Source organism: Pantoea sp. X-Soil-TKNS-1280, assembly GCF_059730475.1.
Map to the genome: position 1 here is coordinate 1,687,675 of NZ_AP035962.1, position 16,604 is coordinate 1,704,278.

Sequence of the window (16,604 nt, forward strand, 5' to 3'; positions counted from 1 at the left end):
CCGGTTGCGTTACTTAATCGATTGCTGTGTATAGTGCATACGCGGGCGGTCAATGTTGGCCCAGGAGAGTTCCTGTTCCAGATGGTAGCTGTGATTACCATCGTCCCACTTCACGTAATAACCGGTTGGTGCATCTCCCTGTTCAAAAACGTTAACAACCTCGCCTTTTATTTCTCCCGATTTGTGTTTCACAATACTGCCTTTGGGAAACTTAAACATATGTTGTACCCCCACAATCAACATTACTACATCATTCAGTCTACCCCAGTGACTGGTCAATAAACGCACAATTAACGTCATTATTTTGTCACTATTTTGTGCAATGACCTGCAGGGTGACGTATTTTGACGCAACTTTGCCGCAGACTCAGAGGGTTAGAGGTTTCATAAAACAGGCAGCTCCTTTATCATCCCTCTACTTATTTTCAGGCTACTGCCAAGACGGATCTCATGTATCAACCAGTCGCGTTATTCATCGGCCTGCGCTACATGCGTGGACGTGCTTCAGACCGCTTCGGTCGCTTCGTCTCCTGGCTCTCGACCATCGGCATCACGCTGGGCGTGCTGGCGCTGGTGACGGTGCTCTCGGTGATGAACGGCTTCGAGCGCGAGCTGGAAGGCAACATCCTCGGTCTGATGCCGCAGGCGCTGGTCACCAGCGACAAAGGCAGCATCAATCCGCAACAGCTGACACCGCAAAGCCTTAATTTGCAAGGCGTGACACGCATCGCGCCGCTCACCACTGCCGATGTAGTGTTGCAGAGCGCCCACAGTGTCTCCGTTGGCGTGATGCTCGGTATCAATCCTGATGAGAAAGATCCGCTCACCCCGTATCTGGTCAATACCCAGCAGAGCGTGCTCCAGGCAGGCCAATATAACGTCATCCTCGGCGAGCAGCTGGCGGGGCAACTGGGCGTTAAACGCGGCGATCAATTGCGCCTGATGGTGCCCTCTGTCAGCCAGTTCACCCCGGTTGGCCGTGTGCCCAGCCAGCGTATCTTTACCGTTGCGGGGACGTATGCGGCCAATAGCGAAGTCGATGGCTACCAGATCCTCGTCAACCAACAGGATGCCTCACGCGTGATGCGCTATCCGCTTGGCAACATCACCGGCTGGCGTCTGTGGCTGGATAAGCCGCTCAGCGTGGATGCGCTGAGCCAGCAGAAGCTGGCCGATGGGCTGGTATGGAAAGACTGGCGTGAGCGCAAAGGTGACCTGTTCCAGGCGGTGCGCATGGAGAAAAATATGATGGGGCTGCTGCTCAGTCTGATCATTGCCGTCGCCGCCTTTAACATCATTACGTCACTCGGGCTGCTGATCATGGAAAAGCAGGCCGAAGTGGCGATTCTGCAAACCCAGGGCTTAACCCGCCGTCAGATTGTGGCGGTGTTTATGGTGCAGGGAGCCAGCGCGGGTATTATCGGCGCGTTGCTCGGCACGCTGCTCGGGGTACTGCTCGCCAGCCAGTTAAACCATCTGCTGCCGGTGATTGGCCTGTTCCTGGATGGTGCCGCCTTGCCGGTGGACATCAACGTCTGGCAGGTGGTCACCATTGCGCTGGTGTCGATGGCCGTAGCGCTGCTTTCCACTCTTTATCCGTCATGGCGCGCTGCCGCCGTTCAACCCGCTGAGGCTTTACGTTATGAGTAACACCCCTTTGTTGCAGTGTCGTGACCTGTGTAAACGCTATCAGGAAGGCAGCGTGCAGACCGATGTGCTGCGCAACGTGGCTTTCAGTCTCCAGCCTGGTGAACTGACGGCGATTGTCGGCAGCTCCGGTTCTGGCAAAAGTACCTTGCTGCATCTGCTGGGTGGTCTGGATGCCCCGACCTCCGGTGATGTGGTGTTCGACGGCAAATCGCTGAATGCCATGTCCTCCTCCGCGAAGGCCGAGCTGCGTAACCGCGAGCTGGGCTTTATCTATCAGTTCCACCATCTGCTGCCGGATTTCACCGCGCTGGAAAACGTGGCGATGCCGCTGCTGATTGGCAAAAGTGCCAAAGGCGAAGCGGAGGCCCGCGCTCGTGAGATGCTGGCGGCGGTGGGGCTGGAAAAACGCGCGGCGCATCGTCCCTCTGAGCTATCCGGTGGTGAGCGGCAGCGTGTGGCAATTGCCCGTGCGCTGGTGAATCGTCCACGGCTGGTGATGGCCGATGAGCCGACCGGTAACCTCGATGCACGCAACGCCGATGCCATCTTTGAGCTGCTGGGAGAACTGAACACCCGCCAGGGCACCGCCTTTCTGGTGGTAACCCATGATTTGCAGCTGGCAAAACGTCTCAGCCGTCAGATGGAGATGCGTGACGGCCAGCTGAGCGAACATTTGACGCTGGGAGCGCTGTAATGACGCCTTCGTTATCCCTGCTGCTGGGGCTGCGTTTTAGCCGTGGCCGTCGGCGTGGCGGCATGGTGTCGCTGATCTCGATTATCTCAACGGTCGGTATCGCGCTGGGCGTGGCGGTGCTGATCATCGGGTTAAGTGCGATGAACGGCTTCGAACGTGAGCTCAACAGCCGCATTCTGGCGGTGGTGCCACATGGGGAAATCGAGCCGGTTAATCAGCCATTCCGTAACTGGCAGCCGATGATTGCCCCGATTGAGCAGGTGCCGGGTATCGCCGCCGCAGCGCCTTATGTGAATTTCACCGGACTGATTGAGAGCGGGGCGAAGTTACAGGCTTTGCAGGTCAAAGGGGTCGATCCACAACAGGAACCCCGTCTGAGCGCACTGCCGCGTTTTGTCGCCGATAACGCCTGGTCACAGTTTGCGGCCGGTAAACAGCAGATTATTCTGGGTGGCGGTATTGCGACATCGCTGAATGTGAAGCAGGGCGACTGGATCACCATCATGATCCCCAACAATGATGGTCAGAATAAGCTGCTGGAACCCAAACGGATTCGTTTGCAGGTGAGCGGCATTCTGCAACTGAGCGGTATGCTCGATCACAGTCTGGCGCTGGTACCGCTGGCTGATGCGCAGAATTATCTGGATATGGGTGACAGCGTCAGCGGTATCGCGCTGAAAATGAACGACCCGTTCAAAGCACAGAAGCTGGTGCGTGATGCCGGTGAAGTGACGCATTCTTACGTCTATATCCGCAGCTGGATTGGCACATACGGTTATATGTATCGCGATATCCAGATGATTCGCGCCATTATGTATCTGGCGATGGTGCTGGTGATTGGTGTGGCCTGCTTCAATATCGTGTCAACGCTGGTGATGGCGGTGAAGGATAAAAGCAGCGATATCGCGGTGCTGCGTACCCTTGGTGCCAAAGATGGTCTGATTCGTGCCATCTTCATCTGGTACGGCCTGCTGGCCGGATTGCTGGGTAGCGTCAGCGGTGTGGTGGTTGGCGTGGTGGTGGCGCTGAATCTGACGCCGATTATGCGCGGACTGGAGCATCTCACCGGCCATCAGCTGCTGGCAGGGGATATTTATTTTATTGATTTCCTGCCGTCGGAACTGCACTGGCTGGATGTGATTTCGGTGCTGGCTACGGCTATAATTTTGAGCCTGCTTGCCAGCTGGTACCCGGCGCGGCGCGCCAGCCGCATCGATCCAGCCCGCGTATTAAGCGGGCAATAACTGCAAACCAGCGCAACTGCGGCAGAGCGGTTGCGCAGATTAAGGAGCCTTTATGCGCACTCTCCGTCGCCGCGTACGACTCGCCCGCTATAAAAAGACGCGCCGTAAAGTGCATCAGCGTTTTCGCCAGCGTATTTTTGAGCGCGACCGGAAAGCGGAGCTGGCGGCACATCCATTGCCGCATGTGGTGGTGCTGACCGGGGCGGGGATCTCGGCGGAGTCGGGTATTCGTACCTTTCGTGCTGCTGATGGTTTATGGGAAGAACACCGGGTGGAAGATGTGGCGACCCCGGAAGGCTTCCGGCGCGATCCGGCGCTGGTGCAGGCGTTCTACAATGCGCGCCGTCGTCAGTTGCAACAACCGGAGATTCAGCCGAATGCGGCACACCAGGCACTGGCTGAGCTGGAGCAGGTGTTGGGGGATAATTTCCTGCTGGTGACGCAGAATATTGATGATTTGCACGAACGCGCCGGAAGCCAGCGCGTGCTGCATATGCACGGTGAGCTACTGAAGGTGCGTTGCGTCAGTAGCGGCCAGGTGATTGACTGGCAAGAGGATCTCACCCCGGACGATCGCTGTACCTGTTGTCAGTTCCCCTCACTGCTGCGCCCGCATGTGGTGTGGTTTGGCGAAATGCCGCTGGGCATGGAAGAGATTTATCAGGCGCTGGACCGCGCGAATCTGTTTATTGCCATCGGTACTTCCGGCCACGTCTATCCGGCCGCCGGTTTTGTCCATGAGGCGAAGGTGCAAGGCGCGCATACCGTGGAACTGAACCTGGAACCGAGCCAGGTGGGTAACGAGTTTGCTGAGAGCCAGTATGGTCTGGCAAGCGAAGTGGTTCCGGCGTTTGTGCACACCTTTCTGCGTGGGTTGTATAAATAACCGCCGCTGACGAAATTTGCGCGATAAATCGCGCCGCTACGCAACCAGCACGCATTTGTAGCGGCGCGATTTATCGCGCGTGTTGAGGCGCTACCGTCCCGCCTTCAGTTTCTGGAACAACGTCTCGTACTGTACGCTGGCATCCCCCACATCGTTCTGCCACTCACCGTTTTTAATCACCTCTGCCGACGGATACAACGATGGATCGTTGGCAACCGCCTGCGGCAGCAGTTTTTTCGCCGCCAGATTCGGCGTCGGGTAGCCGATGGTTTCCGCCACTTTTGCCGCCACGTCCGGGCGCAACAGGAAGTTAATTAACTTCAGCGCGCCGGCTTTGTTTTTCGCATTAGTCGGGATCGCCAGATTATCCATCCAGAAAATGCCGCCTTCTTTCGGCCATACCACCTGCAACGGTGTACCGGCCTGACGGGCCACATACGCTGAACCGTTCCAGATCATGCCGAGATTCACCTCGCCTTCCATATAAGGGTTGCCAGGGTTATCGGAGTTAAATGCCAGCACGTTCGGCATCAGTTTCTTCAGCTCTTCGTAAGCGGCTTCGATCTCTTTCGGGTCGCGTGTGTTGCCCGAATAACCCAGCTTGCGCAGTGCCATCTGGAAGACTTCACGCGCGTCATCGGTCAGCAGCAGGCTCTGCTTGTATTCCGGTTTCCACAAATCCGCCCAGCTGGTGATGCTTTTCGGGTCGATCGCATCGGTATTGACGCCAATGGCGGTGGCACCCCAGATATAGGGAATCGAATAGTCATTATTGGGATCGAACGGCTTATTCAGCAGGTTCGGATCGAGGTTGTGAAAGTTGCTCAGCTGCGACTTATCAATCTTTTGCAGCATGCCTTCATTGCGCATTTTGGCGATGAAATAGGTGGAGGGCACCACCAGGTCGTAAGCGCCATCTTTCCAGGTTTTCAGCTTGGCATACATGCTTTCATTGGATTCGTAGGTGGAATAAATCACCTTGATGCCGGTTTCTTTGGTGAACTGCTCCAGCAGGCCCGGTGGGACATATTCGGTCCAGTTGTAGAAATAGAGCGTGTTGCTGTCATCCGCCTGCGCGCTCTGCATACCCAGTGCCAGCGCCCCAGCCGCCAGCCAGTGAGACCATTTTTTCATCGGTTGTCCTCTATTTGGTTTTATCCCGCAATAACAGCTGGCTGGCTGTCACCAATAGCAGCGACAGCAGCAGCAAAATAGTGGCCAGTGCATTCACCTCAGGTGATACGCCGACTTTCACCATCGAATAAATTTTCAACGGCAGAATTTCAAACGTCGGGCCGGTGACGAAGGAGGAGACCACCACATCGTCCATCGACAGGGTAAAGCTCAACAACCAGCCCGCCGCCACCGCAGGTAGCGCCAGCGGCAGCAGAATCTTGCGCAAGATAGTGATTTCACTGGCACCCAGATCTTTTGCTGCTTCCAGCATCCGCACATCAAAGCCTTTCAGGCGCGAGTAAACGGTAATCACCACAAACGGCAGGCAAAAGGTGATGTGAGAAAACAACAGCGACCAGAACCCCAGCGAGATGCCGAGCAGCATAAACAGCACCAGCAGCGAAATCGCCATCACAATGTCCGGTGACATCATCACCACAAACAGCATGCCACTGACGAAAGGTTTACCGCGAAAACGGTAGCGATACAGCGCCACCGCCGTCAGCGAGCCGATCAGCGTGGCGCAGCTGGCGGATAACACCCCCATCAGCAGCGAGTGCTGTGCCGCCTGTAACAGGCTGTCGTTATTCACCAGCAAGGCATACCACTGGGTACTGAAACCCTGCCAGTTGATACCGAAGCGTGAGGCGTTGAACGAATTGACGATCAGGATAATGATCGGAATATAAAACCAGGCATAAATCACTGCCATAAAGCTAGCGCGTAACCAGCGAGCCATCATTGCAGCTCCACTTTGTTATTCAGCAGGCGTGCAGCGCGCCAGTAAAACAGCAACATCAGCCCCATCAATAGCGTCATGACGATGCTGGTCGCGGCACCAAATGGCCAGTCGCGAATATTGAGGAACTGGCTTTTGATCACGTTGCCAATCAACAGATTTTTCGCGCCACCCATCAGGTCAGAAACATAAAACAGCCCCATCGCCGGGATCAAGACCAGCAGGCAACCGGCGACGATACCGGGCATAGTGAGTGGCAGAATGATGCGTATAAAACGTTGCAGCGTATTGGCTCCGAGGTCGCGCGCGGCCTCCAGACAGGCTTTATCCAGTTTTTCCAGGCTGGAGTAGAGCGGCAGCACCATAAACGGCAGCAGGATATAGATCAGCCCCAGGATCACCGCTTCTGGCGTGTACATGATGCGAAAGGGCTGGTCGATGACGCCCAGCCACAGCAGAAACTCGTTCAGCCAGCCCCGGGTGCTGAGAAAAATTTTCAGGCCGTAGATGCGGATCAATGAGTTGGTCCAGAACGGCACAATCAGCAGAAACAGCATCAGCGGGCGCAGGCGCTCCGGCAATTTTGTCAGGCACCAGGCAAAGGGATAACCGAGCAGCAGGCAGCACAGGGTGGCGATGACCGCCATATTCAGCGAGTGCAACAACACTTCGGCGTAAAGCGGGTCGAGCAGGCGACTGTAGTTGTTGAGGGTAAACACCATACTGACAAAATGTGCATCGTCGCGTGTCAGAAAACTGGTGACAAAAATCATCAGATTCGGCAGCAACACAAAGAGCGTCAGCCAGCCGACAATCATCACCACGATGGCGCTTTGCAGGCGGTTACGCATCAGCTTCATACGGCAGCACCACCTCCCAGCTCTGCACCCAGCTCACCGCCATTTTCTGGTTCAGCGAATGGTCAAAATCGGGGTCGTCCTCATTGAAAAATTCGCTCACCGTCAGGAGCTTGCCATTTTCCAGTTCAACGGTGGATTCCAGCGTCATCCCTTTATAGTTCCGCTCACGCACGTAGCCCACCAGATGCTCGCTGCGGCTGTCGTGATCGATCTCTTCAACGCGCAAATCTTCCGGGCGCAGCAGGACATGTAATTTGTCACCAGGCACCACCGGGAAAGGGCAGTGGATATCACATTCCCGTCCTTCCACGCGGGCGCGCACGCTGGGGGCGTTGTCACTGCTTACCACCTCAGCGTCAAACACGTTGATTTCGCCGATAAAGCGCGCGACAAACAAATTGGCCGGTTCTTCGTAGATCTCGCGTGGCGTACCGTCCTGCTCGATACGACCATCGCGCATCACCACGATGCGATCGGACATGGTCAGCGCTTCTTCCTGGTCGTGCGTGACGAACACAAAGGTGATGCCGAGCTTGCGCTGCAACGCTTTCAGCTCGTTCTGCATCTGTTTACGCAGCTTGTAATCCAGCGCGGAGAGTGATTCGTCCAGCAGCAACACTTTGGGTCGGTTCACCACCGCACGCGCAATGGCGACACGCTGTTGCTGGCCGCCTGACAGCTGATGAGGACGTCTGTCGGCAAAACTTTCCAGTTGCACCATGGCCAGCGCGTCATTGACGCGACGGTTTATCTCCGCCGCCGGGGTTTTCTGCATCCGCAGGCCAAACGCCACGTTTTCAAACACCGACATATGAGGGAACAACGCATAGCTCTGGAACACCGTATTGATATGGCGGTGCTCGGCAGGCGTGTCGGTAATGTCATTGCCATCGAGGACGATGCGACCCTGGTCGGCATCTTCCAGCCCGGCGATCAGGCGCAGAATGGTGGTTTTACCGCAGCCGGAGGGACCGAGCAGGGTGATAAATTCACCATGACGGATAGTCAGCTGGAAATCGGAGATGATGGATTTATCATCGAAGGCTTTACTGATGCCAGAAAGCGTAACCAGCGCCTGTTGTGCGCATGTTTGCGTCATTTTAGTCACTCAGTCTGAAAATGATCTGATTACAGCATAGTCGCACGCAGCGGCCAGCCGTGATGAAGGGCGGGATAATACCTGAAAAATGCGCCAATGCCATGTTTCCACGTGGAATTACCTTGAAAAGTCTGAAAAAGAACGGAGTATGCTGTAGCGACATGCAGCGGCACGGGAAATCTTTCTGCATCCGATGATTGAGCAAATCATCATGACGGGACTAACCTGATGGATAATGATTTGACGCAACAACGCGTCGCCAGTGACCAATGATAATAAATGCAGGTTCTTTAGAGGGATGACCGATGGATCAATTACTTGAGCGCTTTCTCAGTTATGTGGCGATTGAAACCCAATCCAAACCACAGGCACGACAGGTCCCAAGCAGCGAAGGGCAGTGGACGCTGGCGCGTCAGCTCCAGGAAGAGCTGCTGGCTTTAGGTTTTGTGGATGTGACGTTAAGTGACCATTGCTGTGTTATGGGCACTTTACCGGCGAATGTTGACTGGCCGACCCCGGTGATCGGTTTTATTTCGCATATGGATACCTCACCGGATTTCACAGCGAAAAACGTTAATCCGCAGATTATTGAAAATTACCGCGGCGGAGATATTGCCCTTGGCAACGGTGATGAAATTCTTTCGCCGGTGATGTTCCCGGTACTGCATAAGTTAATCGGCCATACGCTGGTCACCACCGATGGTAAAACGTTGCTCGGAGCGGATGATAAAGCCGGGGTGGCGGAAATCATGACCGCCATGGCACGCCTCGCCCAGGGGGACATTCCGCATGGTGCGATTCGTGTTGCCTTTACGCCGGACGAAGAGATTGGCCGTGGTCCGTCATACTTTGATATCGAAGAGTTTGCCGCCGACTGGGCTTACACCGTGGATGGTAGCGACCTGGGTGAGTTCGAGTTTGAGAACTTCAATGCGGCATCAGCGACAGTCAAGATTGTCGGTAACAACGTGCATCCGGGGACTGCCAAAGGGGTGATGGTGAACGCGCTGGAACTGGCGATGCGCTTTCACGCTGAAGTTCCGGGGCAGGAGAAGCCGCAATTCACCGAAGGCTACGAAGGTTTCTACCATCTGCATAACATCAAAGGCACAGTTGAACATGCCGAGATGCAGTACATCATTCGTGACTTTGATGCGGATAACTACGCCAAACGTAAGCAACTGCTGGAAGAGATTGGTCGCCGTATCAGCAAAGGGTTGCACGGGGAATGTTCGATAAAAGTCGAGATCAGCGACAGCTACCGTAATATGCGCGAGAAAGTGGAACCGCATCCGCACATTATCGAACTGGCGTTGCAGGCGATGCGTGACTGCGGCATTGAACCAAACGTGAAACCGATTCGCGGTGGCACCGACGGTTCAGCGTTGTCGTGGAAAGGACTGCCGTGCCCGAACCTGTTTACCGGTGGCTACAACTATCACGGCAAACACGAGTTCGCTTCACTGAACGTGATGGCGCAGGCGGTGGATGTGATTGTGCGCATTTCGGCGCTGGTGGCTGAGAAGAAATAAACCGTAGCGGCGCGATTTATCGCGCGTCTTTTCCGATATAGCGCACGGAATTGCGCGATGAATCGCGCCGCTACGGCTCAGTGCATGTTGTTAATCCGCGAAGTACCAATAACCGCTGTTCACCAGCGCGGCGACCTGCGCCAGAAGTGAAGGATCGTTCAGTGCTTCACCAAAGTCTTCCAGCGTGAGTACCTGACGATGTGCCAGCGCCGCCAGCACTTCCGGGTGGCTACAGGCCACGCGCTCGCCGTTGACGAATACCCCATCACCCAGCGTCAGCACGCGTAACCCACCGAGGCGCGTCAGGGCATCACCCTGTTGCAGCGCATCATAGATTTCATCTGGCTGATAGGGCGGCTCCGGCGGTGCGATATCCAGCTCGTGGCGTGACTGCGAAATAAATTCGCCAAACCACTGATTAAACTGTTCGGGCTGATTGATCACATCCAGCATCGCGGCACGGATACCCTCCACCTCGGAAGGAAGAATTTGTGACGGACATTCACGCGTCGGCACATCGGGATCGCTATAGCGATAGCTGCCCAGTTCGTGAGCCAGCACGTAGTCGGCAAAACCGCTGATCAGCTCGCGACCGCTTGGCGCACGGAAACCTACCGAATAGTTCAGTGCGTTTTCCAGTGAGTAACCTTCGTGCGGGAATCCCGGCGGGATATAGAGGATGTCACCCGGTTCCATCTCTTCATCAATGATGGCGTCAAAGGGTTCCACCTGGAGCAGGTCGGGATGCGGGCAATGCTGCTTCATCGGCACTTTCTCGCCGACACGCCAGCGACGACGACCGGTGCCCTGAATGATAAACACATCGTACTGGTCGAAATGCGGACCCACACCGCCGCCAGGCACGGCAAAAGAGATCATCAGATCGTCAATGCGCCAGTCGGGCAGGAAGCGGAATGGGCGCATCAGCGCCGCCGAAGGTTCATGCCAGTGGTTCACTGCCTGTACCAGCAGCGACCAGTTGTTTTCACCGAGATGATCGTAGCTTTCAAACGGACCATGGCTCACCTGCCATTTACCGTTGTTATGGCTCACCAGGCGGCTGTCCACCTCGTTTTCCATTGCCAGACCGGCCAGCTCATCAGGAGAAATTGGGTCAATAAAGTTTTTAAAACCACGTTTAAGCACCACCGGGCGTTTTTGCCAGTAGCGCTGAATAAAGTCGGGCCAGTTAAGATCGAGCTGATAATCCATAGAAGGGTTCCGGTTAGGGCCATGAATGCCTGCAAGTATAACAGCCCGCGCGCCTTTCTACTCGCGACGATGTTCAACTTCCTGACGCTGGAAAATGACTTCCATACGCGCGCCCCCAAGCGGGCTGGTGGTGGCGATAACCTGACCGGCGTACTGCTCCAGAATGTCGCGAACCACTGCCAGACCTAATCCCTGGCCTGGTCGCAGGGTGTCGGCGCGCTGACCGCGCACGAAGATTAAATCGCGCTTACTTTCGGGGATACCGGGGCCATCATCGTCGATAAACAGATGCAACGCTTTATCGGTTTGCCGTGCACTGACTTCAATAAACTCCAGACAATATTTGCAGGCGTTATCCAGCACATTGCCCAGCACTTCCATAAAGTCATTCTGATCGCCGATAAAGGTCAGTTCGGGAGAGATATCGAGGGTGATTTCCACCCCTTTACGCTGATAAACCTTATTCAGCGCTGAACACAGGCTATCGAGTAGCGCTGAGACGGAATGCAAATCGCGCTGCAACGGGTTGTGATCGGCCTGCATACTGGCACGATGCAGGTAATAACCGATCTGCTGCGAGATACGGCTGATTTGCTCCAGCATCACCGGCTCCGCCTGTTCCACTGTCAGGTCTTTACCGCTGCGCAGCGAACGCAACGTACTTTGCAACACCGCCAGCGGCGTCTTCAGGCTGTGAGTAAGGTCGGAAAGCGTGGTGCGATAGCGGGTATAACGCTGGCGCTCATTGGTGAGCAATAAATTCAGGTTGCGTACCAGACTGCGCAGTTCCTGGGGAGGATTATCATCCAGATTCTCCCGCTGACCGGTTTCCAGCTCGCGCACCTGAGAAGTGAGATGTCCAATCGGCCGCAGGCTCCAGTGCGCGGCCAGCCACAGCAGCGGGATCACCAGCAGCAGATTGGCTGCCAGCACGTAGCTGAACCATGACCACACCACATCGGAATGCTGGAGTTCCTGTGGGATCGAATCGACCACCACAATGGTCAGCGCCGGTAAGTTGGTGGTGGCGTCATAGCGGTTGACCGCAACCGAGTGGGTAAAGGTATCGTTGCTGTTAGTGTCCAGGGCGTGAAGCTGTTTCTGCGCCACCAGGTTGTTGCCCATCGCCGCCAGGCTGGTGCGGTTGCTGGTATCTATTTCGTAGAAGTCAGGCTTGAGTAGCCACTCGCGCCGAATTTTGCGGCGGATTTCCGGCACATCGCGCTGCTGCCACAGCAGTTTGCCGTGTTCGTCGTAGATAAATACCAGCGTCGGGAAGTTGAGCGTCATACGCTCTGGCTGGGCAATGGTCAGCCGGTTGTCCTGCCACTGCGCAAGGGTAAAGAACAGGTTGCTTTCGCCGCGCATCACGCGATAGGTGTTTTTGTCGAAACTCACCACATAACCCACTACCGCCACCATGCCGTAGGAGAGCGACAGAAACAGCACAATGGCTGCCGTCGCCAGCAGAAAGCGGGCGCGCAGGGAAAAGGGGCGCAGGCGATGAAACCAGTTCATTGATCAGAGATCGAAACGATAGCCCTGACCGCGTACCGTGTTGATCACTTCAGTCGGGTAGAGCGCGAGAATTTTTTTACGTAAACGACCCATCAGCACATCAATAGTGTGGCTTTCACGTAATTCAGCATCAGGATAGAGTTGCAGCATCAGCGAGTCTTTGCTGACCACTTTTCCGGCGTTGCGGATGAGGGTTTCGACGATGGTGTATTCAAAGGCCGTCAGTTTAACCGGCTCATCATTTACCGTCAGCTCGCGACGCGAGAGATCAACCTGGAACGGCGGCATTGAGATGATTTGCGAAGCATGGCCACTGTTACGACGCATTAACGCCTGCAAACGGGCTGCAACCTCTTCGATATGGAACGGTTTGGTGACGTAGTCGTCAGCACCAGCTTCCAGCGCTTCGACTTTTGCCTGCCAGCCTTCACGGGCGGTAAGCACCAGAATTGGCTGACGAATGGCTTCGCCACGCCAGCGGCGGATCAGTGACATACCATCTTCGTCCGGCAGGCCCAGATCAACCAGCGCGATGTCCGGAATATGCTCCTGGAGGAAATAATCAGCTTCTTTCGCATCTTCTGCGGCATCCACCTGGTGACCCATTTCGCGCAATTGCACGGCAAGGTGATGACGCAGCAGCGCATTATCTTCCACGACCAGAACACGCATAGTTTTTCCTTACTTTCAACTCATTGATGGAGCAAAGTATATGCGAAACCAGCTAAACCGCAGATTAACACAGGCGAGCCGTGACACGCCTGTGTTAACGGGTGATTATTTCAGATCATCAACCATCTGCACGGCACGGCCAAGGTAATTGGCAGGCGTCATCTGCTTCAGACGCACTTTCTCCTCTTCCGGCAGTTCAAGACCATCAATAAACGCCTGCATACCGGCAGCATCAACGCGTTTGCCACGGGTCAGTTCTTTCAGTTTCTCGTACGGCTTCTCAATGCCGTAACGGCGCATCACGGTCTGGATCGGCTCAGCCAGCACTTCCCAGTTGTGATCCAGCTCGTCAAGCAGACGGTCACGGTTCACTTCCAGCTTGGAGATACCTTTCAGCGTCGCCTGGTAGGCGATCAGCGCATAGCCGACGCCAACACCGAGATTACGCAGTACGGTGGAGTCGGTCAAATCACGCTGCCAGCGCGACACCGGCAGTTTGCTTGCCAGATGCTGCATCACCGCATTGGCCAGACCGAGGTTGCCTTCGGAGTTTTCGAAGTCAATCGGGTTAACTTTATGTGGCATGGTGGAAGAGCCGATTTCACCAGCGATGGTTTTTTGTTTGAAGTGATTCAGGGCAACGTAGCCCCAGATATCACGGTCAAAATCGATCAAAATGGTGTTGAAACGCGCCATGCAGTCAAACATTTCAGCGATGTAGTCATGCGGTTCGATCTGCGTGGTGTACGGGTTCCAGGTGATGCCCAGCGAGGTGACAAAGGCTTCGCTCAGCTGGTGCCAGTCCACTTCCGGGTAGGCGGCGATGTGGGCGTTATAGTTACCGACCGCGCCGTTGATTTTACCCAGCACTTCGATGTTGCCGAGCTGACGCAGCTGACGCTCCATGCGGTAAGCGACGTTAGCCATCTCTTTACCCATGGTGGAAGGGGTAGCGGGCTGACCATGGGTACGTGACAGCAACGGAATGTCGCGATATTCCTGTGCCAGGCCTTTCACTGCCGCAATGATTTTGCTCCAGTAAGGCAGGATCACCTCACGGCGTGCCGTTTCCAGCATCAGTGCATGCGACAGGTTGTTGATATCTTCAGAGGTGCAGGCAAAGTGGATAAATTCAGAGACTGCGTGCAGTGCCGGTACATCAGCCACTTTCTCTTTCAGAAAATATTCCACCGCTTTTACGTCGTGGTTGGTGGTGCGCTCGATGGTTTTAATGCGTGCAGCGTCGGTTTCGTTGAAATTAGTGACAATCGCATCAAGGAAAGCGTTTGCGTCAGCATCAAATGCAGGAACTTCCTTGATCTCTGCGGTCGCGGCCAGTTTCTGTAACCAGCGAACTTCAACCTCAACGCGGAATTTCAGCAAACCGTATTCGCTGAAAATCGCGCGCAGTGGGCTGACTTTATCGCCGTAACGACCATCGACAGGTGAGACGGCGGTCAGAGAGGATAATTCCATCAGTGCAACTCCTGAATCGTTTAACAAAGCGTGATGCCGGAAGGGCGCTTAATACGCCGTTCCCAGCCGGGATAAAATGGTTTTTGCCTCACGCAGCAAGCGCTGGCGCGAGAACATCAGCTGCAGGCGGCCACCGCCAACCTGCTGCCATAATACGGCAGAACGGATACCCGCCAGCAAGGTGGCGCGTACCCGGTTCTGGATCTGGCTGCTCTGTAATACCTGGGGCGAGCCGGTCACCTGAATACGCGGGCCAAGTGGGCTGATTACATCAACATAAATGGCGGCCATGGCGCTGGTGATGGTGTCAGATTCCAGCTCATAATGTGCCAGCTGACGATCAAGCTGGCTGATGCGCTGGGCCAGGGTGTTGAGTGCTTGTTTATTGCTGTGCAGCTTGCGCTCCAGCACCACCAGACTCAGGGTATAGCGCATCAACTCCGCGCCTGCACCCTGACGGCTGCTGCTGTTCAGCACCGCCATCATGGTTTCCAGGCCGAGCCGCAGATTGGCTTCATCATTGCCATACACCGCCAACGTTGAGCCAGGATTGAGATCCAGCAGGCTGCGCAGCGAGACATTCAGTGCGGCGTTATTACAATTGCCCTGATGCGCCAGCTGTTGCACCAGATGGGCCGCCTGGCAAACACCTGCCAGCGCCAGCGTAATCTCATAATAGTTCTTAGCCACGGTTACTCCTGTATACGCGTCGGCAACGCCGACCTCAGGCAGCTGCCCAGGGCAGACGCTGTTCGATAATGCCGCCACCGAGGCACACTTCACCCAGGTAGAACACGGCAGATTGTCCCGGCGTAACAGCAGCAACCGGCTCATCAAAACGCACTTCAATACGGTCATCACCCAGCGGGATAATTTCGCAAGGGATATCGGTCTGGCGGTAACGGGTTTTCACCGTACAGCGCAGTGGGGCGGTGATCGGTTGGCGATCAACCCAATGCAGCTGCTGGGCAATCAGGCCCACGGACATCAGGCGCGGATGATCGCCGCCCTGTGCCACAATCAGGCGATTGCGTTCGACATCTTTATCGACCACGTACCAGGGATCGTCATTGCTTTCTTTACGTCCACCAATACCCAGCCCCTTACGCTGACCCAGAGTGTGATACATCAGACCCTGATGTTCACCGACGATTTCGCCATCAACGGTTTCAATGGCACCCGGCTGGGCAGGCAGATAACGGCCAAGGAAATCGCGGAATTTGCGTTCGCCGATAAAGCAGATGCCGGTGGAGTCTTTTTTCTTCGCGGTGATCAGATCAAGCTGCTCGGCAATGCGGCGGACTTCCGGTTTTTCCAGCTCGCCGACCGGGAACAGGCTTTGTGCGACCTGCTGGTGGCTGAGGGTGTAGAGGAAGTAGCTTTGATCTTTGTTGCCATCAAGGCCGCGCAGCAGGCGGCTCTGACCATCAACATCCTGACGGCGGACATAATGGCCGGTGGCGATAAAGTCAGCACCGAGATCTTCTGCAGCGAATTCAAGAAACGCTTTAAACTTGATCTCTTTATTACACAGAATGTCGGGATTCGGCGTACGGCCCGCTTTGTACTCTTCGAGGAAATGTTCAAAAACATTGTCCCAGTACTCTGCGGCAAAGTTGACCTTATGCAGTTTGATACCGAGTTTGTCGCAGACGGCCTGCGCATCAGCCAGGTCTTCAGCGGCAGTACAATACTCCTCGCCGTCGTCTTCCTCCCAGTTCTTCATGAACAGGCCCTCCACCTTATAGCCCTGCTGTTGCAGTAACCAGGCGGAAACGGAAGAATCGACGCCGCCGGACATACCGACGATCACTTTTTTCTGGCTGTTGTCAGACATGACACACTCT

16 protein-coding genes are annotated in these 16,604 nt (G+C 55.3%); 5 read left to right on the top strand and 11 right to left on the bottom strand.

The genetic code is table 11. The annotated features are described in order from the left end of the window. Positions 1-9: 9 nt before the first annotated feature. On the bottom strand, positions 10-219 hold the full coding sequence (locus tag AC6I8X_RS07930) for a hypothetical protein (protein WP_084878417.1): 210 nt from the start codon (positions 217-219) through the stop codon (positions 10-12). Positions 220-449: 230 nt separating this feature from the next. Between AC6I8X_RS07930 and lolC the strand changes: the two genes are divergently transcribed. Genes lolC through cobB form a run of 4 tightly spaced genes read left to right on the top strand, consistent with a single transcriptional unit; the run spans position 450 to position 4,473 of the window. Continuing rightward, positions 450-1,649, top strand: coding sequence for a lipoprotein-releasing ABC transporter permease subunit LolC (gene lolC, locus AC6I8X_RS07935; protein WP_084873907.1), 1,200 nt, complete (start codon positions 450-452; stop codon positions 1,647-1,649). Next, the gene (gene lolD, locus AC6I8X_RS07940; protein ID WP_084873908.1) at positions 1,642-2,343 is read left to right on the top strand and encodes a lipoprotein-releasing ABC transporter ATP-binding protein LolD; all 702 of its coding nucleotides are present in this window, start codon (positions 1,642-1,644) and stop codon (positions 2,341-2,343) included. Before lolC ends, lolD begins: the two co-directional genes overlap by 8 nt. After that, positions 2,343-3,587, top strand: a complete 1,245-nt coding sequence (lolE, locus tag AC6I8X_RS07945; protein WP_497840849.1) for a lipoprotein-releasing ABC transporter permease subunit LolE — start codon at positions 2,343-2,345, stop codon at positions 3,585-3,587. Before lolD ends, lolE begins: the two co-directional genes overlap by 1 nt. Positions 3,588-3,639: 52 nt before the next feature. Then, on the top strand, positions 3,640-4,473 hold the full coding sequence (cobB, locus tag AC6I8X_RS07950) for a Sir2 family NAD+-dependent deacetylase (protein ID WP_497840850.1): 834 nt from the start codon (positions 3,640-3,642) through the stop codon (positions 4,471-4,473). Positions 4,474-4,563: 90 nt separating this feature from the next. On the opposite strand, the gene potD is transcribed toward cobB, so the two are convergent. Genes potD through potA form a run of 4 tightly spaced genes read right to left on the bottom strand, consistent with a single transcriptional unit; the run spans position 4,564 to position 8,347 of the window. Beyond that, positions 4,564-5,607 carry a spermidine/putrescine ABC transporter substrate-binding protein PotD gene (potD, locus tag AC6I8X_RS07955; RefSeq protein WP_497840851.1) on the bottom strand — a complete coding sequence of 348 codons (1,044 nt, stop codon included), beginning with the start codon at positions 5,605-5,607 and terminating at the stop codon, positions 4,564-4,566. A 10-nt stretch (positions 5,608-5,617) separates the two neighbouring features. Then, positions 5,618-6,391: a spermidine/putrescine ABC transporter permease PotC gene (potC, locus tag AC6I8X_RS07960; protein WP_299452118.1), complete on the bottom strand. Its 774-nt coding sequence runs from the start codon at positions 6,389-6,391 to the stop codon at positions 5,618-5,620. Further along, the gene (gene potB, locus AC6I8X_RS07965) at positions 6,388-7,239 is read right to left on the bottom strand and encodes a spermidine/putrescine ABC transporter permease PotB (RefSeq protein ID WP_313688366.1); all 852 of its coding nucleotides are present in this window, start codon (positions 7,237-7,239) and stop codon (positions 6,388-6,390) included. The genes potC and potB overlap by 4 nt, the downstream gene beginning before the upstream one ends. Continuing rightward, positions 7,232-8,347, bottom strand: coding sequence for a spermidine/putrescine ABC transporter ATP-binding protein PotA (gene potA, locus AC6I8X_RS07970; protein ID WP_497840852.1), 1,116 nt, complete (start codon positions 8,345-8,347; stop codon positions 7,232-7,234). The genes potB and potA overlap by 8 nt, the downstream gene beginning before the upstream one ends. Positions 8,348-8,652: 305 nt before the next feature. Here potA and pepT point away from each other — a divergent pair, with 305 nt between their 5' ends. Further along, positions 8,653-9,879 carry a peptidase T gene (pepT, locus tag AC6I8X_RS07975; protein WP_313688357.1) on the top strand — a complete coding sequence of 409 codons (1,227 nt, stop codon included), beginning with the start codon at positions 8,653-8,655 and terminating at the stop codon, positions 9,877-9,879. A 90-nt stretch (positions 9,880-9,969) separates the two neighbouring features. Here the strand turns inward: pepT and AC6I8X_RS07980 are convergent, their stop codons facing one another. The 6 genes from AC6I8X_RS07980 to mnmA form a co-directional block, all read right to left on the bottom strand. Next, entirely contained in the window at positions 9,970-11,091 is a 1,122-nt protein-coding gene (locus tag AC6I8X_RS07980; protein WP_497840853.1) for a ribosomal protein uL16 3-hydroxylase, read from the bottom strand. Between the two features lie 57 nt (positions 11,092-11,148). Continuing rightward, a complete protein-coding gene (gene phoQ / locus AC6I8X_RS07985; protein WP_084873917.1) occupies positions 11,149-12,609 on the bottom strand; it encodes a two-component system sensor histidine kinase PhoQ in 1,461 nt (486 codons plus the stop codon). A 3-nt stretch (positions 12,610-12,612) separates the two neighbouring features. After that, a complete protein-coding gene (gene phoP / locus AC6I8X_RS07990) occupies positions 12,613-13,281 on the bottom strand; it encodes a two-component system response regulator PhoP (protein WP_208714670.1) in 669 nt (222 codons plus the stop codon). A 105-nt stretch (positions 13,282-13,386) separates the two neighbouring features. Continuing rightward, entirely contained in the window at positions 13,387-14,757 is a 1,371-nt protein-coding gene (purB, locus tag AC6I8X_RS07995; RefSeq protein ID WP_313686246.1) for an adenylosuccinate lyase, read from the bottom strand. A gap of 48 nt (positions 14,758-14,805) precedes the next feature. Further along, positions 14,806-15,447: a high frequency lysogenization protein HflD gene (gene hflD, locus AC6I8X_RS08000; protein WP_084873920.1), complete on the bottom strand. Its 642-nt coding sequence runs from the start codon at positions 15,445-15,447 to the stop codon at positions 14,806-14,808. A 34-nt stretch (positions 15,448-15,481) separates the two neighbouring features. After that, positions 15,482-16,594, bottom strand: a complete 1,113-nt coding sequence (gene mnmA / locus AC6I8X_RS08005; RefSeq protein WP_084873921.1) for a tRNA 2-thiouridine(34) synthase MnmA — start codon at positions 16,592-16,594, stop codon at positions 15,482-15,484. Positions 16,595-16,604: the final 10 nt, after the last annotated feature.

Bases quoted from the DNA above. Each gene is read 5' to 3' on its own strand.
- phoQ (WP_084873917.1), bottom strand. From the start codon at position 12,609: ATGAACTGGTTTCATCGCCTGCGCCCCTTTTCCCTGCGCGCCCGCTTT.
- AC6I8X_RS07930 (WP_084878417.1), bottom strand. From the start codon at position 219: ATGTTTAAGTTTCCCAAAGGCAGTATTGTGAAACACAAATCGGGAGAA.
- AC6I8X_RS07980 (WP_497840853.1), bottom strand. From the start codon at position 11,091: ATGGATTATCAGCTCGATCTTAACTGGCCCGACTTTATTCAGCGCTAC.
- lolD (WP_084873908.1), top strand. From the start codon at position 1,642: ATGAGTAACACCCCTTTGTTGCAGTGTCGTGACCTGTGTAAACGCTAT.
- mnmA (WP_084873921.1), bottom strand. From the start codon at position 16,594: ATGTCTGACAACAGCCAGAAAAAAGTGATCGTCGGTATGTCCGGCGGC.
- phoP (WP_208714670.1), bottom strand. From the start codon at position 13,281: ATGCGTGTTCTGGTCGTGGAAGATAATGCGCTGCTGCGTCATCACCTT.
- lolC (WP_084873907.1), top strand. From the start codon at position 450: ATGTATCAACCAGTCGCGTTATTCATCGGCCTGCGCTACATGCGTGGA.
- pepT (WP_313688357.1), top strand. From the start codon at position 8,653: ATGGATCAATTACTTGAGCGCTTTCTCAGTTATGTGGCGATTGAAACC.
- purB (WP_313686246.1), bottom strand. From the start codon at position 14,757: ATGGAATTATCCTCTCTGACCGCCGTCTCACCTGTCGATGGTCGTTAC.
- potA (WP_497840852.1), bottom strand. From the start codon at position 8,347: ATGACGCAAACATGCGCACAACAGGCGCTGGTTACGCTTTCTGGCATC.
- potD (WP_497840851.1), bottom strand. From the start codon at position 5,607: ATGAAAAAATGGTCTCACTGGCTGGCGGCTGGGGCGCTGGCACTGGGT.
- potB (WP_313688366.1), bottom strand. From the start codon at position 7,239: ATGCGTAACCGCCTGCAAAGCGCCATCGTGGTGATGATTGTCGGCTGG.
- lolE (WP_497840849.1), top strand. From the start codon at position 2,343: ATGACGCCTTCGTTATCCCTGCTGCTGGGGCTGCGTTTTAGCCGTGGC.
- potC (WP_299452118.1), bottom strand. From the start codon at position 6,391: ATGATGGCTCGCTGGTTACGCGCTAGCTTTATGGCAGTGATTTATGCC.
- cobB (WP_497840850.1), top strand. From the start codon at position 3,640: ATGCGCACTCTCCGTCGCCGCGTACGACTCGCCCGCTATAAAAAGACG.